Below are 24,006 nucleotides of genomic sequence, written 5' to 3' on the forward strand. Positions count from 1 at the left end.
GACGGGAGTGATAAAATGCCTCAGTTTTCCGCCTTCCTCCCGGGCGTGCGCGAAGCAAAGCCGGACATGTCAGAAAGATCGGGGTGTCGGGGCGATAAGCGCATTCATATGGGCGCGCATTTCCTCGCGGGTCATAATACCTTGCTCATGAAGACGCTCGAGCTTATCGACCGCCGCAAGATGCGCCTCGGGGGAGAGCGCATGCGAAGATGGATTTGCGTCCGAAAAGGCTGCCTGTGGCGCGAAGGGTCGGTAAGGCCCAATGGGTGGTGCGTGTTCTTCCGCAGGCCAGATGGCCCAGATGAACAGGGCGAGCCAGCCTATGAATGTCCATCCGGTCAGTACGGTAAGAAGCAGAATGAGCCATCGGTCACGGTGATGGCGACCGAGGGCGACAAGAGCGGGGGCCATGTAAACAAGCAGCCCGAACAAGGCTGCCGCGATCATGATTATGGTCATCATGCTGACGACGACACCCGGTATCACCGTATCTGGCAGAACGTCCGTCATCGTTGGCATGTCCATGAGTTTATCCCGCTTTCAAGGCTCTACGCACAGAGTATCAGGATGTAGGGGATATCGGGAATTTCATACTTTACCCTCTCCCTTACCGTCATTCCCATGAATCGTTCGATCCAAGCGACATGCACGATCCGATGATATGTCCATAGAGCGCTAAATGGATTTCGATGCCGCTCCGTTCGTCTCGTCGGCCATTCGCGGTCCGACCGTTCTTCCACTGCCCATCTGTGCGCTCGGTCACGGGAGACGTTTCGCCACAACGATCATCGCAGCGTTGCATGGGGCAGTTTCGCTGTCATGACGGCATTAATGATTGGGCTTGGTCTGCGCCGCGTCACGTCTGCGGCATTCTTCGCCTTGTTGAATTGAGGAGGAGACGCCCCGCTGATCTATTACGGTATCGAGGTCCAGCGCATATGAAGATCTGCAAACCGAGTGTTCGCACCGCGTATTCAAGGAGCGTTCAGCCGCACGGGCAATTCACCAGTGATCGGTACGGGATTGTTCGCTTCGGGTTGGAAGCGGAAGCGCGCATGTTTTGTGGTGTCATTCCCGAAACCCGCTGTCGCAGGTTGCAGGATTTTCGCGAGAGGGGGGGGGGGGAGTATGGCTGTTCCGACGAACAAGGACGAATTGCTCAAAGCGATAGAGTCTAATTTCGAAAAGCTCTTCGAGGACCTGCGTGAAGTGCCGCTATCGGCGGTCGATGACACCAGTCTGGACGGCCACGCGAAAGGGACGCGGATGAGCGTTGGCAATCTCGTCGCCTATCTGATCGGGTGGAACGAGTTGGTCCTCAAATGGCTGGAACGAGACGCGACCGGCTTGCCGATCGAATTTCCTGAAACAGGCTTCAGGTGGAACGAGTTGGGTCGTCTCGCGCGAAAGTTCTATCGCGATTGCGAGGATATCCCTTATCCCCAGCTCACCGAGCGCCTCGCAGATGCGAAGACGAGAATTGTGTCGTTGATCGAAGAGCGCAGCAACGACGAACTGTATGGCCGCCCCTGGTATGAGAAATGGACGATGGGGCGTATGATTCAGTTCAACACGGCATCGCCTTACGCCAATGCGCGCAGGCGTTTGCGGAAATGGCTGAAAGCGGAGAGCAGGCCGCGGAGACCGTAAAACCCCTATCGCATTCGCAGTGTCTTGTTGTCCAAGTCGCGCCGTGTCGTAAAAAACGGAATTTCTGCGACAGATACAATAGAAGATACAATAATTGCATTAATTGAATTTCTTGCGTTGCAGGCGATTGAAGACGGGTAAAATCCCGGTCTCTTCAGTGCACGGGCCTGTTTTGCTGTGTTCTGTTTCTGCTGAACGGGTGGGGTACTATCGTCGATCGGCGCTGGATGGCGTGTCTTTTTCTCTCCGTCAGCGGAACAGGCTTCATGCCCGCTCCGCCGTCAGAAAGTGCGCAGGCTCTAGCCCCGACAGGTTCAGTCAGACCCCGATATCGCGTCGGTAGATTCCGTCGTCCCAGTCGATGGCTGCGACACCCTGATAGGCGCGTGCACGTGCTTCTTCAGGCGTGGCGCCTGTCGCGCATACGGTCAGCACACGGCCGCCAGATGCAACGAGTTTTCCATCCTGCATGGCGGTGCCAGCCTGAAATACCTGCACACCGGGGACTGCATCTGCCCGCTCGATGCCGCGTATCGCTCCGCCCTTGACCGGCGTGCAGGGATAACCGCGTGCCGCCAGAACGACCGAGATCGACGCATCGTCGGTAAAGCGTATGGCGGCATCGTCGAGGCGGCCTTCAGCAAGCGCCTTGAGTACGGGCAGCAGATCGGAATCCAGACGGATCAGCAGGGCCTGCGCCTCGGGATCGCCGAAGCGCACGTTATATTCGATCAGCTTCGGGCCTTCTGCGGTGAGCATCAGTCCTGCAAAAATAATGCCTCTGAACGGCGTGCCCCGTCGGACCATTTCGGCCAGCATGGGGCGCACCATGATATCGAGCGCTTTCTCCTGCGCTGCCCGGTCGAAGCGAGGGGGAGGGGAGATTGCACCCATACCGCCTGTATTCGGACCCGTATCGCCTTCGCCGATGCGCTTGTGGTCGCGGGCCGCTCCGATCAGTACGGCCTCGTCATCCGAGCAGAATGCGAAAAGCGAGACTTCCTCACCGACGAGGCATTCCTCGATCACGATGCTCGCTCCGGCGGCGCCGAAGCTGCGATCGGTCAGAATGTCGATAATGGCGGCTTCGGCTTCTTCCAGCGTCTGGGCCACGATCACGCCTTTGCCGGCTGCCAGACCGTCAGCTTTGATGACGATCGGTGCGCCGCGTCGACGTACGAAAGCGAGCGCTGGTTCGGCTTCCTCGAAACGTTCCCAGCGTGCGGTGGGAATACCCGCCGCGTCGGCAACATCCTTGGTGAAGCTCTTGCTCCCCTCGAGGGCGCTGGCAGCCTGGCTCGGTCCTGCACAGGCAATGCCGGCCTCGGCGCAGAGATCGGCCAGCCCGGCGACGAGAGGGGCTTCGGGCCCCGGCACGACGAGATCGATTTTCTGCTCTTTTGCAAAGCGCACAAGAGTTGTGACATCGTCAGCAGCGAGCGGCACGAGCGTGCCCAGTTCGGCCATGCCTGGATTGCCGGGGGCGATGAACAGGGCTTCCAGCTCGGGAGAGCGTGAAAGGCAGGCCGCAAGAGCATGTTCGCGTCCGCCTGATCCGACAAGTAACACCCGCATCGTCATTCTTCCTGTTCTGACTGGTCGTAGCCCGCGTTCCGTAGCATAGACTGGGCTCATGAGCGAAAACGATCAGAGCACAGGCGGGAATGTTCCCGAATATTCGGTCAGCGAAATTTCGGGGGCGATCAAGCGTACCCTTGAAGGCAGTTTCAACCGTGTGCGCGTTCGTGGCGAGATTACCGAACTCAAGCGCTATCCATCCGGCCATGTCTATCTGTCGCTGAAAGACCAGGGCGGCAAGATTTCGGGTGTGATCTGGCGCGGATCGGTGTCGCGTCTTGGCATGGTGCCGGAAAACGGGGTTGAAGTTATCGCGACCGGGCGTGTCTCGGCCTATGGCGACCGGTCGAGTTACCAGCTTGTGATCGACCAGATGAGCTTCGCGGGAGAGGGCGCGCTTCTCGCCAAGATCGAGAAGCTGCGTCAGAAACTGCTCGCTGAGGGGCTGTTCGATGGCGAGCGCAAGAAGCCTCTGCCGTTTCTTCCTCGGTTGATCGGACTCGTGACGTCGAGCCGCGGGGCGGTGCTGCACGATATCATCACCACCCTTTCGCGCCGATTTCCGCGCCCCGTCATCGTCTGGCCGGTTGCGGTGCAGGGCGAGGGGGCTGCCGCCCAGATTGCGGCTGCAATCGACGGGTTTTCCAGCCCTGGCCTGCCGGCTGCATTACGGCCCGATCTGCTGATCGTGGCGCGCGGCGGTGGCTCGCTTGAAGATCTGATGGCGTTCAACGACGAATCGGTTCTGCGCGCTGTCGCCGCCTGTCCCATTCCGCTCATTTCTGCGGTCGGACACGAGACCGACACGACCCTGATCGATTTCGTGTCGGACCAGCGTGCGCCCACGCCGACAGCTGCGGCTGAAATGGCCGTGCCCCTGCGTTCGGAGCTGATTGCCGATCTGGCGCATCGAGGTGCACGCCTTGCCGGTGCCCTGTCGCGCCAGTTGCAGCTTGCCGGTGCGAAATTCGACCAGTTGGTGGCGCGTCTTCCCGACCTGCCGGGACTGCTGGAAACTGCGCGTTTCAGGCTCGATGAGCGCGGGCAGCGCCTTGAACTGGCCCTGCCGATGGTCGCTTCCAAGGCGCGGCAGCGTCTTATGACTCTCGAGGGGCGGGTGCCTTCTGCTGCGCATTTCATGGGGCAGAAACAGGCGCGTCTCGATCTGGCCAGCGCGACCTTGGCATCGGGCATAAGGTACAGGATGGAGCGGGAACGTGCCGGATTTGCCCATGCGCGCCTCGGAACCGAGACCTTGACCGCGCGTCTTGGCCTCGATCGCGCCCGTCTTGCCGGTATTGTGGGCAGACTGGAGGCCGTTTCGCCCGAGGCCGTCTTGGCGCGCGGCTATGCTCTGGTGCAGGATGGGCGGGGTAAACCGGTGACGTCAGCCTCCGGGCGACCGCGCGGCGGAGCGATCACGCTTCGCTTTGCAGATGGTACGCGCCATGGACGGCTCGACCCTCTGGGAACGGACAGGAAAGAACAGGGGGATCTCGGAATATGAAGCGTTTTCAGGTCATGACAGCATGGATCGGGCTGCTTGCATTGTCGTCGCTGGCGGCGTGCAGCGAGGCTCCAGCGCCTCGGCCGGGTCAGGCACAGGCCCATGCCCGTATTCCGCCGCAGGATTTCGCTCCGGGCATGACGGGTGAAACGCCGCTTCCTGCAAATGAGGCCCAGCTTACCAACGATCCCTCTGCGCCCGTCAACACACCGCTTTGCGGCGCCGTGCAGCGTGAGACGAACCGCATGGGCGGGCAGGTGTTCAGCGACGGTCTGGCATCCGGCAGCTCATGCCCGCAGAATGCCTGTTTCAATCCCCTGACAGGCACCTATATCGCAGCGACCGGCGCGCCGAGCGTCTGTCGCTGAGAGGCGGTCGCGCAGGTTTGCGCGCTATGCCTCGAACGCAAGGTCGATATTGCCGAGCTCGGTTTATCATCGGCCTGAAGCACCCTGCCTGGGCAAGGTGCGATCGAAAAAGGCCACGAGTGCGGCATTGAAGCCTGTGTGAAAGGCCGTGCGGTCGAAACCGTTATGACTTGTGCAGATCGCCGCCATTGAAGCCTCGGGGCGACACGGCGCCAGAAAGTCGAAATGATCGGCATGCGCGACCATGAAACCCTGCGGCGGCGTAGGCAGGTTGTCGCGCACCGGTTCTACCGAGCCGGGTGAGGGCAAGATCCTGTCGTCACCGGCCTGCCAGATCTGGACGGGCAGCGTCACGTCCTGCAGGGCAGATCGGGTCATTGTAAAGCCGAGTGCCGGCGCAGCGAGGGAGAGAGCAGCGATACGGCTATCCTTTACGGGCGCAGAACCCGAGGGGATCGACGCGTGGGCTTTCGCGATCAATGCGCAGGTGAAGCTTTTGGGGTGCTGGGTACACCAGGGCCCAATCCGGCTGAGATCGGGTTGGGCGCCGGCTGCAAGAAGCACCGTGAGCCCTCCTGCCGAAAACCCGAATGCCCCTATGCGATGCCGATCTATGCGGTCAGCCTGCGGCCATGTGTCGAGCATATAGTCCAGAGCCGCGCTTAAAGCGCGGGTGCGTCCGGTAATGTCGGTCGCATGTGACATATCGCGCCAGTTATCGCCGGGCTCGGTCAGTGACACGACGATATATCCCGCTTGGGCGAGTGCTGCAGCTGTATCGAGATGGCTCGTCCATGATCCTCCCGTCCCATGGGAAATGACAACGAGACCACCATGGCTGTGCACGACCGGGCCGTTTGCCACGCAATCCTGTGCATAGGGCCCCAGATCCTGATGGGTTGCGGCCCCGGTGCTCGGATACCAGATGCCGAGTTCGAGCCCTTGCTGTGTGATGATATGCTGGCATCCGATCCTGGATGTTTCTGCCTGACAAAGGCGAGGAAAAATCAGGACAAGGGCCAGCATTATGGGCAGGGTGATGCGAGACAGACAGGTCATGGTTACTTGAGCTCCTGACGGGGAAGCGTTCAGAAATCCCGCCATAGCCCGTTCCGCCAGCGTATTTTCGTGAATGGGCGAACGGTCGGCACGGTGAGCCTTCAGTGAGCGAATGGGCGAAAGGGCAAGGAGATGCGCAACGATTGTCATGATCGCCGGACGGGATCATGGGAAAGCCGTTCATGAGACTGGATGGAAAAACCGGGAATTTCCGTGGCCAGTCCCGGTTCATCCTGTTGCGTGCCTTCGCTGTCGCATCGGGCATCGGTCTGTTTTTCGGACTTGTTGGGCCCTATGGCAGCTATCTCAACGGAGGCCTGCCGTTTCGTACGCTTTACTGGATCACGTGTAGTCTGGCGGGCTTTGCCCTCTACGCAGGGCCGATCATTTTCATGCGCAGGGCAGGGCTGATCGGGCAAGGTGTCCGGTTCTGGTGCGTCATCGCCGGGATGGCGGCGCTCATTGGAATTCTGCAGAGCTGGGTCGCACGTCAACTGACGGAAATCATGTGGCCCGAAAAGGTGGACAGACTGCCGGGTTGGGGATTGTGGTACGTTCAGGTTCTTCTCATCGCGCTTCCGGCTGTCATGCTGACGGTGTTGTGGCTTCGCCACCGGGAGCGCCAGTCTGCGCCGGCGTTGCTCCCGCTATCACGGGAGACACAAGCCCCCGGTCAGTCGTCGAATGCTCTTGCCGAGGCGTTGTTGTCGCCTCATCCGCGGCCCGACAGTATTCTCGCGCTGCAGATGGAGGACCATTATATACGCTGCCATCGGCAGGGCGGCTCGATCCTCGTTCATGGCACGTTACGCGATGCCATGGCACGGCAGTCGTCATGCGACGGTCTGCAGGTGCATCGTTCATGGCGGGTCGCGCGCCGGGCGCTTAAACGCTGGGAAGGCACGCCGCGTGCGCTGCGTCTGCATCTGACGAATGGGATTGTCGTGCCGGTCGCCCGTGCACAGGTCGCTCGACTGCGCGAAGCAGGATGGCTCGACACGAAGGACGATACGGCATCGGCTACGTCCGGCTGTACGGCCTCAAAAGGAAGAAGCCAGGTCATACCCAGCGTTTTGGCAGACTGATCGATTTTGCGAGACGATGCGGAGCTGTGCGATTGAGCGCATTATCAACGCGCCGCTGCTGAGCTTCGTTGACCACCGTTGTCTGACGGATGATGCGGTATCCCCATAACAAAAACGGGGCGGTATGGACCGCCCCGTTTCCGGTTCCTGTCAAAGGTCAGAAGCGCTTAGCGCTTCCACCAGCCCGTACGCGGCTTGGCTGGGGCAACCTCATCGACATTGATGGGCTGAACCACAGGCGCGGTGTCCTCGGCCTTGGACTTGGCGCGACGGCTCTTGGCCTTTGTCGGTGCCTTGACCTCGGTCGCCACGGGGGCCTCAACCACGTTTTCGGCTACGGCAGCTGCTTTGCGCGGCGTGCGGCCACGACGCGGCTTGGGCGCCTCGACGGGTTCCGACGTCACTTCGGCGGTCAGGGGCGCGCCTTCGTTCACCGATGCAGCAGCCGGTACCTTGCGCGGGCGACCGCGACGACGCGGAGCCGGCTTGTCCTGGTCGGCTTCAGGGACTGCAACAGGCTCCGCTACAGGCGCGGCATCGCCCGGTTCTGCCGCAGTAGGAGCGGACTCGGCCTGCTCTGCCGCGGCAGGGCGACGACGCGGACGACCGCGTCCCCTGCGTGTCGCATTCTCACGCCCGCCCTCAGACTGGATCGCAGTCGTTTCGGTCGGTGCCTCGACAGGAGTTGCAACGGTCTGCGTCTCCTCAGCAGGCTGAGAGCCGGAAGCGAGGCTTGGCTTGGGCTCGTCATTGCGTGACGAGGGGGTTCCAAGACGGGACTCTGCCTGCTCGATCATGTCGAAAATATCGAACGAGGCGCCTCCGAACGGATTGGCCGGTGTCGGGCCGTTCCAGCGGTTGTCCTGCTGGTTGCGACGGCGGTCTTCCGATCCGCGTTCGCTCTGGGTGCGTTCACCCGCCGGGCGATCTTCGTTCTTCCGATTATCGGAAGAACGCGTTTCGCGTGGCGTTTCACCCTGGTTGCGTTCATCGCGCGAAACGCGACGTGTCCGCATGCGGCGGCGACCCGGAACGATCAGGGCTTCGCTTTCGCCGCCTGTCTGCTCCTCATGAGTGGCTGCCTCGGCCGGGGCTTCATGTGCCGCAGAATGTCCTGCGTCCTCGGCTTCTTCGCCGTTGCCTGCCTCGGCAGTCTGCTGCGTGTCACGGTTCTCGTCGAAGCGGCGACCGTTGCGACGGCGACGGCGGCGGCGGCGGCGGCCTCCTTCTTCGCTCCGTCCTTCCTCGCGATTGCCCTCTTCGCGGGTTTCCTCGGCCGTCACCGGCTCAAGGTCGGTCTCTTCCTCAACGACCGAAACCGGGGTGACGGCGTGCCCGGCTTCTCCTTCATGCCGCTCGGTCTGCACAGCACGAGGCTCGGCCGGAACCTGCGGACGTACGCGCTCGATGCGCAGATCGGCGGGGGTCAGGCTGTCATCGGGCTGGAACAAGACGTGCATGCGATGGCGCTGCTCGATCTCACCAAGCCAGTCGCGCTTGTTGTTCAGGATATAAAGCGCGATGCCCGAGGTGATATGAACAGTGATCTCGGCAGCTTTCTGCTTCAGGCCTTCTTCGTCCAGGGCGCGAAGCACATGCAGGGCAGCACTCTCGACACCGCGCACATGGCCTGTTCCCTGACAATGCGGGCAGGGAACGAGAACGGCTTCCGAAATGGAGGGGCGCAGACGCTGGCGCGACATTTCGAGCAGACCGAAATGCGAGATCTGGCCGATCTGGATACGCGCGCGGTCGGAACGCAGCGCATCCTTGAGGCGCTTTTCGACCATCGCATTATGCTTGCGGCTTTCCATGTCGATGAAGTCGATCACGACAAGACCGGCAAGATCGCGCAGACGCAGCTGACGGGCGACTTCTTCGGCGGCTTCGAGGTTCGTGCGTACCGCCGTATCTTCGATGTTGCGCTGGCCCGTCGAACGTCCCGAGTTCACATCGATCGATACGAGCGCCTCGGTCTGGTTGATCACCAGATAACCGCCAGATTTCAGCTGGGCCGTTGGCGAGAAGATCGCATCCAGATGACCTTCGACGTGATAGCGACCGAACAGGCTCTGGCTATGGTCGCGCCACAGCTTCACCTTGTTGGCGTTATGCGGCATCAGAAGGCGCATGAACTCGCGCGCATTCTTCCAGGCCGGTTCGCCATCGATGATGATTTCTTCGATATCCTTGCTGAACAGGTCGCGAATGGCGCGCTTGATCAGATTGGCTTCTTCATAGATCAGCGTCGGCGCAACCGAAGACAGCGTGTGGTTGCGGATATCGTCCCAGAGCTGAAGCAGATATTCGCAGTCGCGCGTGATTTCCGGTCCCGGACGCTGGGCACCGGCTGTGCGTACGATCATGGCCATGCCGCGCGGCAGGTCGAGTTCTGCAATGATGTCGCGCAGGCGCTTGCGATCGCTGTCGGATGTGATCTTGCGCGACACGCCACCACCACGCAGGGCGTTGGGCATCAGTACGCAGTAGCGACCGGCCAGAGAGATATAGGTGGTGAGGGCCGCGCCCTTGTTGCCACGTTCTTCCTTGACCACCTGCACGAGGATGATCTGGCGACGGCGGATCACTTCCTGGATCTTGTAATTGCGCAGGAAGCGCGCGGTGCGGCGGGCCGCAGCGCCCTCATCGCCCGTATCGTGCTCACCGCCGACCGTTTCCGGACGGGCTTCGAACTCGGTCTGTTCGGTGCTCTCGGTGTCTTCGGCAGGCTCGCTGGCTTCGCTCTCGGTCTCGACACGCTCTTCGGCGCGGAGGTCCTCGTCCTGCAGGGCCAGCAGCTTTTCGCGGTCGGCAACCGGAATCTGGAAGTAGTCAGGGTGGATTTCGCTGAACGCGAGGAAGCCGTGGCGATTGCCGCCGTAATCGACGAAGGCGGCCTGAAGGCTCGGCTCGACGCGAATTACCTTGGCAAGATAGATATTGCCCTTGATCTGCTTCTTCGATGATGTTTCGACATCATAATCTTCGAGACGATCACCATCCATAACCACAACGCGGGTTTCTTCCGCGTGGGTGGTGTCGATCAGCATACGCTTGTTCATAAAACGGGAAACTCCGGTCGGCCTTTGTCGCAGCGCGTTCCGGGCCCTGTGCAGTCACAGTGGCCGATTTTGCGCGCGTGGCAGAATGTCGAGGTATAGGGGGAAAACAGGTGCCGTCTTGCCAGTTTTCGTGAAACATCGTCGGATGCAGGTCATTGCCCGATCCGGTAGTTTTCCACAAAACGAGACTGGCAGACTTCATGCGGCCCCTGCGAGTTGTCATCTGCGTCTCAGGCTGAGAACCGGCCTCCCGTTTTCAACTCCGCGGCCTGGGCCGACAGCTGGGGGAGGGTTTCAGATCCTTGGCGACGCATGAAGTTCGGAGAAAGCGGGAGCGGCACATGACAGGGCAAAGCCTTGCGTCCGGCGCCGGATCGACCGTTTTCTGATCCTTCTCCCGCAGGATGACTGAAATTGCGTTCTTATGCAAGACTTGCGCCCCTGCCATGTTGACACCGCAATCGGCTGTCAGATGATACTCTGCCGCGCATACCAGATGAGGCCGCTCATGTTCGCCCCCAAACCGACACGCCGCCAGCTCAACGCCCTGATCGGCGGTACGATCGGTGGTGCGTTTGCGACCGGTGTATTGGGGATAGGCCCGGTCGATGCGTCGGAGCGGAAAACCACGAGCCATGCCAAAGGGCATCATGCCAAGTCACACGGTCTGACGAATAAGGGCAAAGCCCCTGCAATAACGGGCCGGGCTTCGCCCCCCAGACCGGTCATCATGCTCGACCCCGGCCACGGGGGTAAAGATCCCGGTGCGATAGGAATAAGCGGCACTTACGAAAAGCATATTGCCGAGGCCGCTGCCAAAGAGCTGTGCAGACAGATCAGGGCCAAAGGTCAGTACGATGTGGTAATGACGCGCGCAGACGATCATTTCATCCCGCTCGAAGGGCGCGTCGATCTGGCGCATCGTCACAAGGCGCAGCTGTTTATTTCCATGCATGCCGATGCCCTGCACGACCCCGATGTACGCGGCGCAAGTGTCTATACCCTGTCGAACGGCGCTTCTGACGCGCAGACAGCCTCTCTGGCGCAAACGGAGAACAGTGCGGATCGCTTCGCCGGGCCGGCTTTTCATGGCATGTCGTCGGAAGTGCAGGATATTCTTGCAAGTCTCGTCAATGAGGAAACACGGCGCGGTTCGGCACATATGGCAGCCAGCGTGGTTTCGGCCTTTCAGCCCCGTATCGGCCTTCTGCGCCATCCTGCCCGTCACGCGGCTTTTGTCGTGCTGAAATCGGCCGACATACCCTCCGTCCTCGTCGAGATGGGATTCATGTCCAATCGTCATGATGAAGCTGCCCTGCGTCAGGGAGCCTATCGGCAACAGGTCGCAACGGCCATGACGACGGCAATCGATCGCTATTTTGCAGGTCAAAGAACGAATCTTGCGCGTTCAGGCTAGAAAACAGCTGTTCTGCGCTAGGCAAGATCGTGGGTTCTGGGATAGAGAAGGGGCCATGGACATTCAGTCGCCCTTTTCTGGCATAGGATCCCGTGCAGCCGCACGCGCCGATCTGTGCCCGGGCCTCCTCCTTCGTACGCTTCGACTTATCTGCCCCTGAGCGCATATCGCGGCCAGACGAACTGGCGCGTTCAGGGGGTTACGATCTTGTTGTTCAAAGCTACGAAAAAGAGACTGTCATGACCATTATTCATCCTTCCTTCGGCACTGTTGCAGACGATCGCGTCATTATTTTCGACACGACCCTGCGCGACGGCGAGCAATCGCCCGGCTTCTCGATGAATCTGGAAGAGAAGATCCGCATGGCCAAGGCGCTTGAAGAGCTGGGCGTCGACGTAATTGAAGCCGGTTTTCCCGTGGCGTCGCCGGGCGATTTCGAGAGCGTGCAGAAAATAGCCGAAACTGTGCGCGAGGCGGTGGTTTGCGGTCTGGCCCGAAGCGGCGGCAAACGCGATATCGAGGCGGCGGGTGAAGCCATCGCAAAAGCACCGCGCCGACGCATTCACAACTTCATCTCCACCTCGCCGCTGCATATGAAGTACAAGCTGCGCATGGAGCCGGAGACGGTGCTGGAACTGATTGCCGAGGGCAACAGGACCTCACGCCATTTCACCGACGATGTCCAGTGGTCGGCAGAAGACGGTTCGCGCACCGAGCCTGATTTTCTGTGTCGCTGTGTTGAAGTGGCTATCCGCAACGGCGCGACTACGATCAATATTCCCGATACGGTCGGTTTCACGACACCCGACGAATTGCAGGCGATTTTCACCATGCTGCGCGAGCGCGTGCCGGGTGCGGAAAGGGTGATTTTCTCGACGCATAACCATAACGATCTGGGTCTGGGCGTCGCCAATACGCTGGCCGCTATCGCCGGTGGCGCCCGTCAGATCGAATGCACGATCAACGGAATCGGCGAGCGTGCAGGCAATGCCGCGCTTGAGGAAATTGTCATGGCCATTCGCACGCGCCGCGACAAGATCCCGTTCACCAATCGTATCGACACGCCGCGCCTGCTGGGTATCTCGCGCCTGCTGGCCAATATCACGGGTTTCGACGTCCAGCCCAACAAGGCGATCGTCGGGCGCAATGCCTTCGCTCATGAGAGCGGCATCCATCAGGATGGTATCCTGAAAAACGCTGCAACCTATGAAATCATGACGCCCGAGAGCGTGGGGTGGAGCAAGACGTCTCTGGTTCTGGGCAAGCATTCGGGACGCGCAGCGTTCCGCGACAAGCTGAAGGCGTTGGGTTACGAACTGGCCGACGAGAAAATCCAGGATGCGTTCGAGCGTTTCAAGGTTCTGGCCGATCAGAAAAAGACCGTATTCGACGATGACATCCGCGCTCTGGTCGACGACGAAACACGCGATCATGACCGTATCCGCTTTGTCTCGCTCGATATTCGTGCCGGTTCGAAGCGTCCGGCAGAGGCCGAGCTGGAATTGCTGGTCGATGGTGATGTGCGCAGTGCCAAAGTGACGGGTAACGGTCCGGTCGATGCTGCCTTCACGGCGATCGGCGCCATTTTTCCGCATGAGGCCGAGCTGGAGCTGTTCTCTGTCGGTGCGGTCACAGAAGGGACGGATGCCCAGGCAAAAACCACGGTGCGCCTGCAGGAGGGCGGAAAGATGGTCGATGGGCAGGGGGCCGATGCCGATACGGTCGTCTCGGCCGTACGCGCCTATGTGCACGCATTGAACAAGCTCACGGTCAAGCGCGCACGGAGCGAGCCGGAAGCGCTGGTGCTCTGAACACCGGCCTCCTCCCGCGAAGGCCTTTCGGAGAAAGACTTTCGCGGGAAGGGCAAATGGGTAGATGCGGAATTTCCCTCTGCTGCTTTCGTCTGTTGCGAGAGGAGCGAGCGGGGCAAATCAGGAAAATGGTATCAAAAAAGGGCTCCCGTTTTTTCGGGAGGCCTTTTTCGTGTCGGCAGAATAAAGAGGCGCTAGCCGGCGCATGACGCCTGCCTCTTTGCTCCGGGTCAGCGTGGCTCAGTAGCCCTGATTATAGGCGGGGTAGCCCTGCTGGACAGGATAGCCGTTCTGCCCGTTAGCATATTGACCGTTGGGGTACTGTCCGTTCGGATATTGGCCATTCGGGTACTGACCATTGGTGTAGGCGGGTTGCGCATAGCCCTGCTGCGGCGGGGCCTGATTATAATACCCGCCCTGATTGGCATAACCGCTCTGGGCGTAGGTTCCGCCGGGGCGGTTCGGTGTAGTGGCTGCGCCACCCGCAGCGCCGACAAGACCACCGGCAAGCGCACCGATGGCGGCGCCGCGTCCGCCTCCGGCCAGAGCCCCAATCGCCGCACCGGCGCCACCGCCGATAAGCGCGCCCGAACCCGCCCGAGCCCCGGGGTCATAAGGGCTGCCGCAGCCACTCAGCAGAGCGCATAGTCCGGCAAGGCCCAGTGCGGTGGCGGGCCTTCCGAAAGAGCGGGTACGTGGCGTGGTACGAAAGGTCATGACTGGGTCTCGGTCAAAATGGTTGGTGAGGGATCAATAGCCCGAACGCGGGCGGTTCGGCGTGGTTGCGGCACCGCCGGCTGCACCGAGTGCACCGCCTGCGAGTGCACCGATGGCTGCACCGCGTCCGCCGCCGGCAAGGGCGCCGATGGCGGCACCGCCACCTGCGCCGATCAGGGCGCCTGAACCGGCACGTGCGCCGGGATCATAGGGATTACCGCAAGCGCTCAGGCCCAGCATGCCGACGCAGGCCGAAAGTGCAGCGAGATTGCGCGGGCGGAAGAAGGAGTTACGCTTGGTCATGATGTCTGTCATCCTGATGAATTATTTTACACCGTTAGAACGAAGTGGCTTTTTTCCAGTTTCTTAAGACCACTCAGTCGTGATCGGCTTGATCGGGACAGTCGTGCCGGGGCGCGTTCGAAGAATGGCGCATAAATGGCAGGCTGAGGACGCAGTGTAACCAAAAGTAACGCACTTAATACCGAGAACGTGTCAGGGAATTTTGGTCATTAAACCGCAATTTTCCCTGATCGGGTCTTGCTCACCAATCGCTGCACCGGTAAGGCCTGCGCCAGAATATTCCGCGTCTCACCCCAACACTGTTCTCAGCGCGATGACCTCCAGCGAGGCATCTGTTCACAGGGTGAAGGCAGGATGCGGGACGCGCGCACAATCTCTTCGGCCAGGAGGCTTGAATGTTCTCACGTCTGCTGGGTCTCATGTCGGCAGACATGGCTATCGACCTCGGCACCGCCAATACACTTGTTTATGTCAAGGGACGCGGCATCGTCCTCGACGAACCTTCCGTCGTTGCCATCGCCGAAGTGCGTGGCAAGAAGCAGGTTCTTGCGGTGGGTGAAGAAGCCAAGCTGATGGTCGGGCGTACGCCTGGCAACATTACGGCTATTCGTCCGCTGCGCGACGGTGTCATCGCCGATTTCGAAGTCGCGGAAGAGATGATCAAGCATTTCATCCGCAAGGTGCATAACCGCCGCGCCTTCGCCAGCCCGCAGATCATCGTGTGCGTGCCTTCCGGTTCGACGGCGGTCGAACGTCGTGCGATCCAGGAAAGCGCAGAAAGTGCCGGTGCGCGCAAGGTCATGCTGATCGAGGAGCCCATGGCAGCCGCAATCGGGGCGGGTCTTCCGGTGACCGAACCGTCGGGCAGCATGATTGTTGATATCGGCGGCGGTACGACGGAAGTGGCTGTGATCTCTCTTGGCGGTATCGTCTATGCACGTTCGGTGCGTGTCGGTGGCGACAAGATGGATGACGCCATCATTTCCTACATCCGCAAGACCTTCAATCTGCTGATCGGCGAGAGCTCTGCCGAACGTCTGAAGATCGATATCGGCTCGGCCTGCCTGCCGGACGATCCGCGCGATCCTGGGCCGGTCAAGGAAGTCAAGGGACGCGATCTGATCAATGGCGTGCCGCGTGAGGTTCTGGTGAGCCAGGCGCAGGTGGCCGAAAGCCTGGCCGAGCCCGTCATGCAGATCGTGGACGCTGTCACAACCGCGCTCGAAAATACCCCGCCCGAACTCGCTGCCGATATTGTTGACAAGGGGATTGTGCTGACAGGCGGTGGGGCTCTGCTCTATCGTCTGGACGATGTTTTGCGTAACGCAACCGGCCTTCCGGTTACGGTCGGTGAATCGCCGCTGTCCTGCGTTGCGCTCGGCACGGGGCGTGCGCTTGAGGAAATGCGTCGTCTGAGGAATGTCCTCATTTCAATGTACTGATAGTCAGGGGGCATCCCGCCGATGCTGTCGATTCAGGGGCGACACGCACTCGCGAAGCTGATGCTGCCATTTTTTTTCGTGTTGGCGATCGGGCTGATCATGCTCGGTCTCACGCGCAGACCGGCAGTCGACGCCTTGCGCATGAGGCTGGCGGACGGCCTGTCGCCTGCCTACAAATTGCTGGCAGCGCCTGAAAACGGGATCGCCCATATCCGCCAGACCCTTGTAGGACTGACCGATATGGCGGGCGAGAACGCCCGGTTGCGTGCCGAAAACCAGAAACTCCGGCGCTGGTACGATGTGGCTGTGGCAATGGCCAATGAGAACGCCCAGCTCAAGGCCAGCCTGCACTGGATTCCCGATAACGCGCCGAATTTCGTCAGCGGTCATGCCCTGCGTGATGCTGGCGGGTTATACGGTCGCTCGGTTCTTCTTGCCGTTGGAGAAGGGCATAACATTGTGCCGGGCGATGTAGCGCTCGATGCCGCCGGGCTGCTCGGTCGTGTGACGGAAACGGGCGACCGCACGGTGCGCATCCTCATGATCAACGATGAGGCCAGCCGTATTCCGGTCATGCTTACGGCATCGCGTGGCAACGCCATCATGGCGGGAGACGGATCGCCTTACCCAAGACTGATCTATTATGCGCAGGACAATCGCCCGGTCGAGGGCGAGCGTGTCGTCACGGGCGAGCAGCCCGCCCCCGAAGGGCGCGACCATGGTGGTTTTGCCGGTATGCCGGGCGGTCTGATCGTTGGAACCGTGCATTATCTGCGTCCCGGCAGCCCCGTGGTTATTCCCGAGGCTTCGCTGGATCATCCGGATATCATACGCGTCTTCAACTACATGAATGCCGATCACACCGGGCCGGATGCCCCGGGCCGTGTGCGGATCATGCCCTCTATGCCGGTTGCGCCCGAGTTGCCGTTTATCCCGTTCCAGAAACCGATAAGAGGGCAGGGCTGATTATGGCGATCCATCGGCACGCCCCTGATATCCATCCCGGCATTGCACCAAGACAGACCCTGCGTCGACGGATCGATCAGATCATGCGCGCCCTGTTGCCGTCGCTGTTCATCATTCTGTGCGTCGTGCTGCTCTCGGCGGGGCTGGGCATTCCGGGGCAGGGGGAGCTCAGCTTCGGTATTGCGGCGGGAACGGTATTCTTCTGGTCTGCGCACAGACCGCAATCCATGACGCCTTTCATGACGTTTTGTGTAGGGGTGGTATGCGACTTTCTGAACTTCGGCCCCCCAGGCGTCTTTCTTTTCTCGCTTCTCGTCTTTCATGGCGTGGCCCACTTGTGGCGTTACGGATTGAGCCGCATCAGTTTCCTTTTCGCCTGGGCTTTGCTTGGGGGGCTCGCTCTTGTTTTGTCGTTGTTCGGATGGGTCATCGCGTGTATCGGGACGTTAACATTGCTGTCACCGGGACCGAGTCTCTTCCAGACAGCAGTGACAATTGGTATTTACCCAACGTTAAGCGCTCTGTTTACATGGGCGCGTCGCACGGTGGCAGACCCTGAACAAGCCTGAAGGCCCGGTTTTGAACATGATGTTCCGTCGCAACGCAGCGTTACCGACCGGACGTCCGACAGGCGTTTGCACGGCTACGGCCTGTTGCGCACCGATGTCTGACGGCAGGCGCATTGCCACGCGATGAAGTTCAGAAAGACGCCTTCAGCCCGGTCGCGCAGCAAGCGTGAAGAGGTCACACCGTCGCGCGGCGTGTTCACGCGTCGTGCGCTTCTGGTTCTGGCAACCCAGGCCGGCGTGCTGGGCGTGCTGGGCAAGAAGCTTTACGATCTGCAGGTCAACGAAGGCGACCATCTGCGCGATCTGGCGGCACGTAACCGTACCAGCAAGCGCCTTCTCGCCCCGGCGCGCGGGCAGATCGTCGATCGGTTCGGCATTCAGCTTGCGGGCAACAAGGTCAACTGGCGTGCGCTGCTCATGCCCGAAGAGACGACCGATATCCACGCGACGATTGCCCGTTTCGGGCAGATCATCGCGCTCGATGAGCGCGATCAGGCCCGCATCGAGCGCGACCTGCGTCATCTGCGCAAATATGTGCCCGTATCGCTCAAGGATTTCCTGAGCTGGGACGATATGGCGCGTATCGAGCTCAATGCGCCAAGCCTGCCCGGGGTCCTGATCGATGTCGGTACGACACGACTCTATCCCTATGGATCGCAGCTTGCCCATATCGTCGGTTACGTCGCGCCACCCAATGAACGTGACGTTGCATCGACCCCCATGATGGCGCTGCCCGGCATGCGTGCCGGGCGCGCAGGCATCGAGCAGACGCAGGATACCCTGCTGCGCGGCGAACCCGGTTCGGTCGAGATGGAGGTGAACTCCAAGGGCCGCGTCATGGGCGAGATGAACCGTATCGACGGCCAGCAGGGCGACGAGGTTGTGCTCACCATCGATGCCGGATTGCAGCAGATGGTGCTCAACCGCATTGGCGATCAGGCCGCGAGTGTCGTGGTGATGGATTGCCGCAATGGCGAGGTGCTGGCCATGGTCAGCACACCGTCTTTCGATCCGTCGCTGTTCGATTCAGGCGTCAGCCACGCCCAATGGATCGAATGGACCAATAACGTCCGTACGCCGCTCATCAACAAGACCGTAGCCGGCGTCTATCCTCCCGGATCGACATTCAAGCCTGCCGTAGCGCTTGCAGCGTTGCAGTCAGGGCAGATCAGCCCGCAGGACCGGTTCAACTGCCCCGGCTATTACGATATGGGCGGTGTGCGTTTTCATTGCTGGTCGCGCTGGGGGCATGGCAATATCACCATGCAGCAGGCGCTCATGTACAGCTGCGACGTCTATTTCTATCTGGCGGCGCGCAAGATCGGCATGGACCCCATCAAGGCCATGGCCAATGATTTCGGTCTGGGCACGAAGCTCGATATTGAGCTGCCTCATATACGCTCAGGCGTGATTCCGACGCCCGAATGGCGGCAGAAGCACGGCTATCACTGGAACGGGGGCGATACCGTCAATGCCGGTATCGGTCAGGGTTTTGTGCAGGTCACACCGCTCGAACTCGCGACCTATGTGTCGCGCATTGCCTCAGGGCGCAACATAACGCCTCATCTCGTACGCAGGATCGACGAGCACGATTCAGAGCATACGCCGCTCGATGCCGCCCCTGTGCTCGATATTCCCGACGCGCATCTCAACGTCATCCGTGAGGGTATGTTCGATGTCGTCAATGCGCCAAGGGGCACGGCTCCGAAGGCGCGTCTGAGCATCCCCGATGTCGCGATGGCCGGCAAGACAGGTTCGGCGCAGGTGCGTCGCGTATCCCGTGCCCTGCGCGAGAGCGGTCATTTCAATTCGATGAACCTGCCATGGGAGGAACGTCCCCATGCGCTGTTCATCTGCTTTGCGCCGTATGATGCGCCGCGCTACGCCATTTCCGTCGTGATCGAGCATGGCAACGGCGGTGCCGATGCCGCAGCGCCTCTGGCGCGTGACATCATGACCGACACGCTGTTGCGCGATCCGGTCAATCACGATCATGCACCCGGTCAGGCCGTCGCGGACGCCGAATAATGAACTGGCAGAAACGCCTCTGGCGCCCCGAGCCGAGTTTCAGGCTGCTGGGCAAACTGCTTCAGATCAACTGGCTGTATGTGCTGCTGATCTGTGCGTTGGCCGGTGTGGGGTATCTGGCGCTCTATTCCGCAGGCGGTGGTACGGCAAAGCCTTTTGCACGGCCACAGATGGTGCGTTTCGGCTTTGGCCTGGTCATGATGATCGTTGTGGCCCTGACCAGTCCGCGTGTGCTTCGTCTGCTTTCCATCCCGATCTATATCGCTGCCATCACACTTCTGACGCTCGTGCTGCGCATGGGGCATGTCGGTAAAGGCGCCGAACGCTGGATCAATCTGGCCGGTATCCAGTTCCAGCCTTCCGAATTCGCCAAGATCGCTCTCGTCCTGGCCCTGACGAGCTGGTTTCATCGCATCGATATCAAGCGCATGGGCAACCCCCTTCGCCTGATTCCGCCTGCCTTGCTCACCCTGCTGCCGGTTGCTCTTGTGCTCAAGGAGCCCAATCTGGGCACGGCGGTCATTATCGGGCTCATCGGTGCGACCATGTTTTTCGCTGCGGGCATGCGTCTGTGGCAGATTGCGCTGCTCGTGGCGCCGGTACCGTTTCTGGGCAAGTTCGTTTACGCGCATCTGCACGACTACCAGAAAGCCCGTATCGATACCTTTCTTCACCCCGAACACGATCCGCTTGGGGCGGGGTATAATATCATCCAGTCCAAGATTGCCCTGGGTTCGGGTGGTATGTGGGGCGAGGGCTATCTGCGCGGCACACAGGGGCAGCTGAACTTTCTGCCCGAGAAGCAGACCGATTTCATTTTCACCATGATCGGTGAGGAATGGGGTTATGCAGGGGCCGTATCGGTCATCGGTCTGCTCGCTTTGCTGGTCGTCGGGGGCATGCTCATGTCCATGCGCAGCCGCAATCAGTTCGGTCGTCTTCTGGCACTTGGCATTTCGGTCGATTTCTTTCTCTACTGCGCCGTCAACCTGTCCATGGTCATGGGTGTGATCCCGGTCGGTGGTGTGCCTTTGCCGCTCATTTCCTATGGCGGCTCGGCCATGCTGACGATGATGTTCGGCTTCGGGCTGCTGCTTTCTGCCTGGGTGCATCGCAACGAACGCGATGTGGTCGAACGCAAGCCCGATCTTTGAGGCGCATAAGACCGCCGACCGGATCCGGCATGATGGCGTACAGACGCACGGCTTACCGGGTTGCGTCCCATACGCTTCACATAGGACAGCAGCTGAAATCGTGGCCCTTCGCACAGGACGATCTCATTCTGATCGGTGCCTGCAATCCGGGTGGCAAGGCGCAGGATGAAGGCCGCAACCGACGTGCCATGGCCGATTTGCAGCACCGATTGTCCAGCATGACGTCGAAACCGTGCCTTGGAAACGGGGCAGGGCATGCCGTTTTGCAGGGTGTGGGCCGATGGAAGCGCTGGTGCGAGCCGTTTTTCGCGGTTTCCATCCCTGTCGGTAAAGCGCGAGGACTGGGGCGGTTATTCGGTCAGAATGCTCTCGTGCATGTCAGAAGAGGGCAGAAAGCGCGCCTGATCTGGCTATGCGACCCAAAGGCCCTGCCTTTCAGAGAAGGGCGATAAAACCCGCCTCGGCAGGTGAGAGCGTGCGCGTATTGCGTACAAGCGAAAAGCTGCGCTCGGGAAAATCCATGCGAACAGGGTGCAGCAAGCCGTTTTCGATCGGCCCCGCCACCACACTCGCAGAAAGAACGGTTGCAGCGTTCCCCGTGGCAACGGCATTGGCGATAGCTTCGTTCGAAGTCAGTTCCATCATGACGTTCAGACGGTCCGGTGCGATCCCCCAGCTTTCCAGCGTCTGCTCGAAACTTGCCCGCGTACCGGAGCCTCTCTCGCGCAGGATCCACGATCCGGCCGCGATATCGCTGGGCGTCGGTGGGGTATGAATCCAGGGATGATCCGGCGCCACGACAAGCAGAAGACGATCACGGGCGATCTCGCGTAATGCGAGTGTCGTATCGCTCGCCTGTCCCTCGATCAGCCCGAAAGACACCAGGCCTTCGGCAAGCTGGCGACAGATTTCCTCGGTATTGCTGATCGTCACCGTGAGCCTGATGGCCGGATGTACGCGGTGAAAGCGGTTGATACGGGCAGGGAGCCAATAACTGGCGATTGTCTGACTGGCCCAGAGATGCAGCGTGCCTTCGTCAAGTGCGGTCAGGTCCTTCATGCGTTGCCGGGCGGCGTCGGCACGCGCAAGAACGGCACGGGCTTCGAGCAGGAAAATCTTTCCCATAGGCGTGAGGACGATGCGCCGCCCGATACGGTCGAAAAAAGCGAGACCGAATTCCTGTTCCAGCATCATGATGGCATGGCTGACCGCTGACTGCGTCAGACTCAGGGCTTCGGCAGCGCGTGTCATGTGCTCACGTTCGGCCACAGCCGCGAACAGGCGTAGCTGTTCCAGCGTCACGAGGGCAGAGCGCCAAGCAGTGAGAGCAGGATGGCGCCCACCAGCGCGCAAAGAAGCAGACAGAACAGGCCTTCCAGCCCGTTGAGTGTAATATCGCGCGGCTCTTCGGATGAGAGCGCTTCCTTGACCTTGCGAAACCGCCACCAGCTTGCAGGCAGAAGAGCAAGCCCGGCACAGATGGTCGCTACCCCGATCCAAGCCGACGATCCCGGTAGAACAGGCATGGCATCGTGATGTTCGCTGCCGATAAGCCGCAGGAAGATATTGAACTTGGCCAGCATGCACCCGATGGCCACCATGGCCAGAGCCGTGCGGACCCAGGCAAGAAAAGTCCGTTCATTGGCGGCATGATCGGTATAGCGGGCAATCATCGGAGCGTCTTTCAGCAGGAGGGCTGTCTGGTGGGCGGGAGCGTGGCCAGACTGGCGTTAAGACTGGTCGCCAGATCATAGGCCTGCTGGCGTATTTCAGGAATGGCAATCGATTCGAACAACGTCCCCAGACGGGCAGGACCGAGTGTATAGAGCGCGGGCCCGACATTGCCGGACAGGTCTGTCAATCGTCCGTCCTTATGCGTGTTCAGCCCTGCGCCGCCCTCGCCGGGACAGGCAAGGCCCTGCGCCAGCAGATCGTCGAGCAGGTCGGAACCGGCACGCCGATAATCCAGATCGGGCCCTGTACAGTTCAGCACATGATCGGCGCGATAATGCGTTGTCTTGCCCCTGTGAATGGCCGTGACCATCAGTCCATGGGGTTCTGCCTCGATACGCGTCACGCGTCCGGCATCGATGACCAGCGCGCCCGTTCGCAGTTCCCGCTTCAGAAAATCAGCGATCCGGGGGGCGATACGATGACGGGCCACATCCCATCGCCGCCTCAGATGGCGGTTGAACCGTGCGTGGTCCTGTGCGCTCAGGCGGCTCCAAAGATCGTTTGTCACCGGTCGCAGACTGTCTATGGCGTCGCGCCAGGCCACACCGCGTCTCAGCGCCTCGTGGAACTGATGCACATAGTGCCGCAGCCGTGCGTCGCGCTGTTGCGGCACGATGACGGGTGGGAGCGGTGGTGCAGGAGGGAGATGTTTTTCCGGCAGGCTCGCATGACGCGATAAAAGGCGTATCGGCCCTGTATGGCCTTCGAGCCGCGCTTTTATGACCATATCGATAGCGGTCAACCCACTGCCGATCATGAGCAGCGTCGCCTCAGGCGCGAAGGCAGCAATGGCTTTTGCTGCCCCATGGTGCGGTTGCAGGGCGGCATGTTGCCAGACATCATGATGATAACGCGGGTTTTCGAAAACACCGGGGCCAAGGCCGCCAAGTCGGGCAGGGGAGAAATGACCAAGGGCAAGCACCACGGATCGCGCATGGATCGTTTCTCCCGAAGCAAGAGAGAGACGAAACCTGCCTCCCTCTGCTTTGCAGGAAATAACCCTGTCCTGTTTCAGCCTCGCGCCGCTCTCGTGCAGAAGATGATGCAGATATAATCCGTACAGCGCGCGCGGCATGAAAGCATTGGGATCGATGCCCGGATCGATCTGCCTGTGAAGCCATTCGACGAAATGGTCATGGTTCTCCGCCAGACCGCTCATGCCGCTTGCCGGAACATTCAGCAGATGGCCGATGCATCGTGTGCTGTAAGCGATACCCAGAGCAGGTTGGGCTGATGGATCGATCACCAGACAAGTCCGACCGTGTTGCCGCATCAGCGCATGGGCCAGCAAAGTGCCGCTTGCGCCGCCTCCGATGATCGCAATGTCCTCTCGTTCGCTCATTCTATCCTGCTCCGTCCTGTTTCCCGTCTCGGTGGACCAAGTATCGTGGGAGGAGAGGTATCGATCCAATTGATCTTCCTGTTCGGATCGATCGATTTTCTGGATCGGTCATGCAGAGCTTGTTTGCCGTGGGAAGGAGGATCGTGCCGCCAGCGCCTGACAGCTCGATAAGAGATCTTGCTGATTGCAGTACTGCCAATGAGGGGTGCTCCTG

Annotated in this window: 22 protein-coding genes; 13 read left to right on the top strand and 9 right to left on the bottom strand. The window is 60.5% G+C overall.

The window, feature by feature from the left end; translation table 11 throughout:
* Positions 1–69: 69 nt before the first annotated feature.
* The gene (locus tag NF685_RS10060; RefSeq protein WP_252849533.1) at positions 70–525 is read right to left on the bottom strand and encodes a superinfection immunity protein; all 456 of its coding nucleotides are present in this window, start codon (positions 523–525) and stop codon (positions 70–72) included.
* Positions 526–679: 154 nt separating this feature from the next.
* On the opposite strand from NF685_RS10060, the gene NF685_RS10065 reads away from it, so the two are divergent.
* Positions 680–823, top strand: coding sequence for a hypothetical protein (locus tag NF685_RS10065; RefSeq protein WP_252849534.1), 144 nt, complete (start codon positions 680–682; stop codon positions 821–823).
* 305 nt (positions 824–1,128) lie between these two features.
* Positions 1,129–1,650 carry a ClbS/DfsB family four-helix bundle protein gene (locus NF685_RS10070; protein ID WP_252849535.1) on the top strand — a complete coding sequence of 174 codons (522 nt, stop codon included), beginning with the start codon at positions 1,129–1,131 and terminating at the stop codon, positions 1,648–1,650.
* A gap of 318 nt (positions 1,651–1,968) precedes the next feature.
* Here the strand turns inward: NF685_RS10070 and purD are convergent, their stop codons facing one another.
* Positions 1,969–3,225, bottom strand: coding sequence for a phosphoribosylamine--glycine ligase (gene purD, locus NF685_RS10075; RefSeq protein ID WP_252849536.1), 1,257 nt, complete (start codon positions 3,223–3,225; stop codon positions 1,969–1,971).
* Between the two features lie 58 nt (positions 3,226–3,283).
* Between purD and xseA the strand changes: the two genes are divergently transcribed.
* Together xseA and NF685_RS10085 are read left to right on the top strand one after the other, a co-directional pair.
* Entirely contained in the window at positions 3,284–4,735 is a 1,452-nt protein-coding gene (xseA, locus tag NF685_RS10080) for an exodeoxyribonuclease VII large subunit (protein ID WP_252849537.1), read from the top strand.
* A complete protein-coding gene (locus NF685_RS10085) occupies positions 4,732–5,103 on the top strand; it encodes a hypothetical protein (protein ID WP_252849538.1) in 372 nt (123 codons plus the stop codon). Before xseA ends, NF685_RS10085 begins: the two co-directional genes overlap by 4 nt.
* Before the next feature lie 66 nt (positions 5,104–5,169).
* On the opposite strand, the gene NF685_RS10090 is transcribed toward NF685_RS10085, so the two are convergent.
* On the bottom strand, positions 5,170–6,162 hold the full coding sequence (locus NF685_RS10090; RefSeq protein WP_252849539.1) for an alpha/beta hydrolase family protein: 993 nt from the start codon (positions 6,160–6,162) through the stop codon (positions 5,170–5,172).
* A gap of 167 nt (positions 6,163–6,329) precedes the next feature.
* On the opposite strand from NF685_RS10090, the gene NF685_RS10095 reads away from it, so the two are divergent.
* Positions 6,330–7,247 carry a LytTR family DNA-binding domain-containing protein gene (locus tag NF685_RS10095; RefSeq protein ID WP_252849540.1) on the top strand — a complete coding sequence of 306 codons (918 nt, stop codon included), beginning with the start codon at positions 6,330–6,332 and terminating at the stop codon, positions 7,245–7,247.
* 167 nt (positions 7,248–7,414) lie between these two features.
* Here NF685_RS10095 and NF685_RS10100 read toward each other — a convergent pair whose 3' ends face one another.
* A complete protein-coding gene (locus NF685_RS10100) occupies positions 7,415–10,309 on the bottom strand; it encodes an Rne/Rng family ribonuclease (protein WP_252849541.1) in 2,895 nt (964 codons plus the stop codon).
* Positions 10,310–10,817: 508 nt separating this feature from the next.
* Here NF685_RS10100 and NF685_RS10105 point away from each other — a divergent pair.
* On the top strand, positions 10,818–11,726 hold the full coding sequence (locus NF685_RS10105) for an N-acetylmuramoyl-L-alanine amidase family protein (RefSeq protein ID WP_222546933.1): 909 nt from the start codon (positions 10,818–10,820) through the stop codon (positions 11,724–11,726).
* A 239-nt stretch (positions 11,727–11,965) separates the two neighbouring features.
* Entirely contained in the window at positions 11,966–13,537 is a 1,572-nt protein-coding gene (locus tag NF685_RS10110; protein ID WP_222546934.1) for a 2-isopropylmalate synthase, read from the top strand.
* Positions 13,538–13,777: 240 nt separating this feature from the next.
* Here the strand turns inward: NF685_RS10110 and NF685_RS10115 are convergent, their stop codons facing one another.
* Entirely contained in the window at positions 13,778–14,254 is a 477-nt protein-coding gene (locus NF685_RS10115; protein ID WP_252849542.1) for a hypothetical protein, read from the bottom strand.
* A 33-nt stretch (positions 14,255–14,287) separates the two neighbouring features.
* Positions 14,288–14,557, bottom strand: coding sequence for a hypothetical protein (locus NF685_RS10120; protein WP_252849543.1), 270 nt, complete (start codon positions 14,555–14,557; stop codon positions 14,288–14,290).
* Between the two features lie 395 nt (positions 14,558–14,952).
* Here NF685_RS10120 and NF685_RS10125 point away from each other — a divergent pair, with 395 nt between their 5' ends.
* The 6 genes from NF685_RS10125 (at position 14,953) to NF685_RS10150 (ending at position 21,168) form a co-directional block, all read left to right on the top strand.
* Complete coding sequence (locus tag NF685_RS10125) at positions 14,953–15,999, top strand: rod shape-determining protein (protein WP_127100289.1); 1,047 nt, start codon at positions 14,953–14,955, stop codon at positions 15,997–15,999.
* A 21-nt stretch (positions 16,000–16,020) separates the two neighbouring features.
* On the top strand, positions 16,021–16,965 hold the full coding sequence (gene mreC / locus NF685_RS10130; protein ID WP_222546935.1) for a rod shape-determining protein MreC: 945 nt from the start codon (positions 16,021–16,023) through the stop codon (positions 16,963–16,965).
* 2 nt (positions 16,966–16,967) lie between these two features.
* Positions 16,968–17,534, top strand: coding sequence for a PGPGW domain-containing protein (locus tag NF685_RS10135; RefSeq protein WP_222546936.1), 567 nt, complete (start codon positions 16,968–16,970; stop codon positions 17,532–17,534).
* Between the two features lie 123 nt (positions 17,535–17,657).
* Entirely contained in the window at positions 17,658–19,562 is a 1,905-nt protein-coding gene (gene mrdA / locus NF685_RS10140; RefSeq protein ID WP_222546937.1) for a penicillin-binding protein 2, read from the top strand.
* Positions 19,562–20,716 (top strand): rod shape-determining protein RodA, encoded by a 1,155-nt coding sequence (gene rodA, locus NF685_RS10145; RefSeq protein WP_252849544.1) that lies wholly within the window; start codon positions 19,562–19,564, stop codon positions 20,714–20,716. The genes mrdA and rodA overlap by 1 nt, the downstream gene beginning before the upstream one ends.
* Positions 20,717–20,745: 29 nt before the next feature.
* Complete coding sequence (locus NF685_RS10150; RefSeq protein ID WP_222546939.1) at positions 20,746–21,168, top strand: DUF3293 domain-containing protein; 423 nt, start codon at positions 20,746–20,748, stop codon at positions 21,166–21,168.
* On the opposite strand, the gene NF685_RS10155 is transcribed toward NF685_RS10150, so the two are convergent.
* The 3 genes from NF685_RS10155 to NF685_RS10165 are packed head-to-tail and all read right to left on the bottom strand — an operon-like array spanning position 21,152 to position 23,792.
* Complete coding sequence (locus NF685_RS10155; RefSeq protein WP_222546940.1) at positions 21,152–22,018, bottom strand: LysR substrate-binding domain-containing protein; 867 nt, start codon at positions 22,016–22,018, stop codon at positions 21,152–21,154. The two genes, NF685_RS10150 and NF685_RS10155, sit on opposite strands and share 17 nt — an antisense overlap.
* The gene (locus NF685_RS10160) at positions 22,015–22,389 is read right to left on the bottom strand and encodes a YidH family protein (protein ID WP_222546941.1); all 375 of its coding nucleotides are present in this window, start codon (positions 22,387–22,389) and stop codon (positions 22,015–22,017) included. Before NF685_RS10160 ends, NF685_RS10155 begins: the two co-directional genes overlap by 4 nt.
* 11 nt (positions 22,390–22,400) lie before the next feature.
* The gene (locus NF685_RS10165; protein ID WP_252849545.1) at positions 22,401–23,792 is read right to left on the bottom strand and encodes an FAD/NAD(P)-binding protein; all 1,392 of its coding nucleotides are present in this window, start codon (positions 23,790–23,792) and stop codon (positions 22,401–22,403) included.
* Between the last annotated feature and the right edge of the window lie 214 nt (positions 23,793–24,006).

Origin of the sequence: Asaia lannensis NBRC 102526 (assembly GCF_024054035.1) — a bacterium.
Lineage (GTDB): Bacteria > Pseudomonadota > Alphaproteobacteria > Acetobacterales > Acetobacteraceae > Asaia > Asaia lannensis.

Excerpts from the sequence above, each read along its gene's own strand:
- NF685_RS10060 (WP_252849533.1), bottom strand. The coding sequence starts at position 525 with ATGGACATGCCAACGATGACGGACGTTCTGCCAGATACGGTGATACCG.
- NF685_RS10065 (WP_252849534.1), top strand. The coding sequence starts at position 680 with ATGGATTTCGATGCCGCTCCGTTCGTCTCGTCGGCCATTCGCGGTCCG.
- NF685_RS10070 (WP_252849535.1), top strand. The coding sequence starts at position 1,129 with ATGGCTGTTCCGACGAACAAGGACGAATTGCTCAAAGCGATAGAGTCT.
- purD (WP_252849536.1), bottom strand. The coding sequence starts at position 3,225 with ATGCGGGTGTTACTTGTCGGATCAGGCGGACGCGAACATGCTCTTGCG.
- xseA (WP_252849537.1), top strand. The coding sequence starts at position 3,284 with ATGAGCGAAAACGATCAGAGCACAGGCGGGAATGTTCCCGAATATTCG.
- NF685_RS10085 (WP_252849538.1), top strand. The coding sequence starts at position 4,732 with ATGAAGCGTTTTCAGGTCATGACAGCATGGATCGGGCTGCTTGCATTG.
- NF685_RS10090 (WP_252849539.1), bottom strand. The coding sequence starts at position 6,162 with ATGACCTGTCTGTCTCGCATCACCCTGCCCATAATGCTGGCCCTTGTC.
- NF685_RS10095 (WP_252849540.1), top strand. The coding sequence starts at position 6,330 with ATGGGAAAGCCGTTCATGAGACTGGATGGAAAAACCGGGAATTTCCGT.
- NF685_RS10100 (WP_252849541.1), bottom strand. The coding sequence starts at position 10,309 with ATGAACAAGCGTATGCTGATCGACACCACCCACGCGGAAGAAACCCGC.
- NF685_RS10105 (WP_222546933.1), top strand. The coding sequence starts at position 10,818 with ATGTTCGCCCCCAAACCGACACGCCGCCAGCTCAACGCCCTGATCGGC.
- NF685_RS10110 (WP_222546934.1), top strand. The coding sequence starts at position 11,966 with ATGACCATTATTCATCCTTCCTTCGGCACTGTTGCAGACGATCGCGTC.
- NF685_RS10115 (WP_252849542.1), bottom strand. The coding sequence starts at position 14,254 with ATGACCTTTCGTACCACGCCACGTACCCGCTCTTTCGGAAGGCCCGCC.
- NF685_RS10120 (WP_252849543.1), bottom strand. The coding sequence starts at position 14,557 with ATGACCAAGCGTAACTCCTTCTTCCGCCCGCGCAATCTCGCTGCACTT.
- NF685_RS10125 (WP_127100289.1), top strand. The coding sequence starts at position 14,953 with ATGTTCTCACGTCTGCTGGGTCTCATGTCGGCAGACATGGCTATCGAC.
- mreC (WP_222546935.1), top strand. The coding sequence starts at position 16,021 with ATGCTGTCGATTCAGGGGCGACACGCACTCGCGAAGCTGATGCTGCCA.
- NF685_RS10135 (WP_222546936.1), top strand. The coding sequence starts at position 16,968 with ATGGCGATCCATCGGCACGCCCCTGATATCCATCCCGGCATTGCACCA.
- mrdA (WP_222546937.1), top strand. The coding sequence starts at position 17,658 with ATGAAGTTCAGAAAGACGCCTTCAGCCCGGTCGCGCAGCAAGCGTGAA.
- rodA (WP_252849544.1), top strand. The coding sequence starts at position 19,562 with ATGAACTGGCAGAAACGCCTCTGGCGCCCCGAGCCGAGTTTCAGGCTG.
- NF685_RS10150 (WP_222546939.1), top strand. The coding sequence starts at position 20,746 with ATGATGGCGTACAGACGCACGGCTTACCGGGTTGCGTCCCATACGCTT.
- NF685_RS10160 (WP_222546941.1), bottom strand. The coding sequence starts at position 22,389 with ATGATTGCCCGCTATACCGATCATGCCGCCAATGAACGGACTTTTCTT.
- NF685_RS10165 (WP_252849545.1), bottom strand. The coding sequence starts at position 23,792 with ATGAGCGAACGAGAGGACATTGCGATCATCGGAGGCGGCGCAAGCGGC.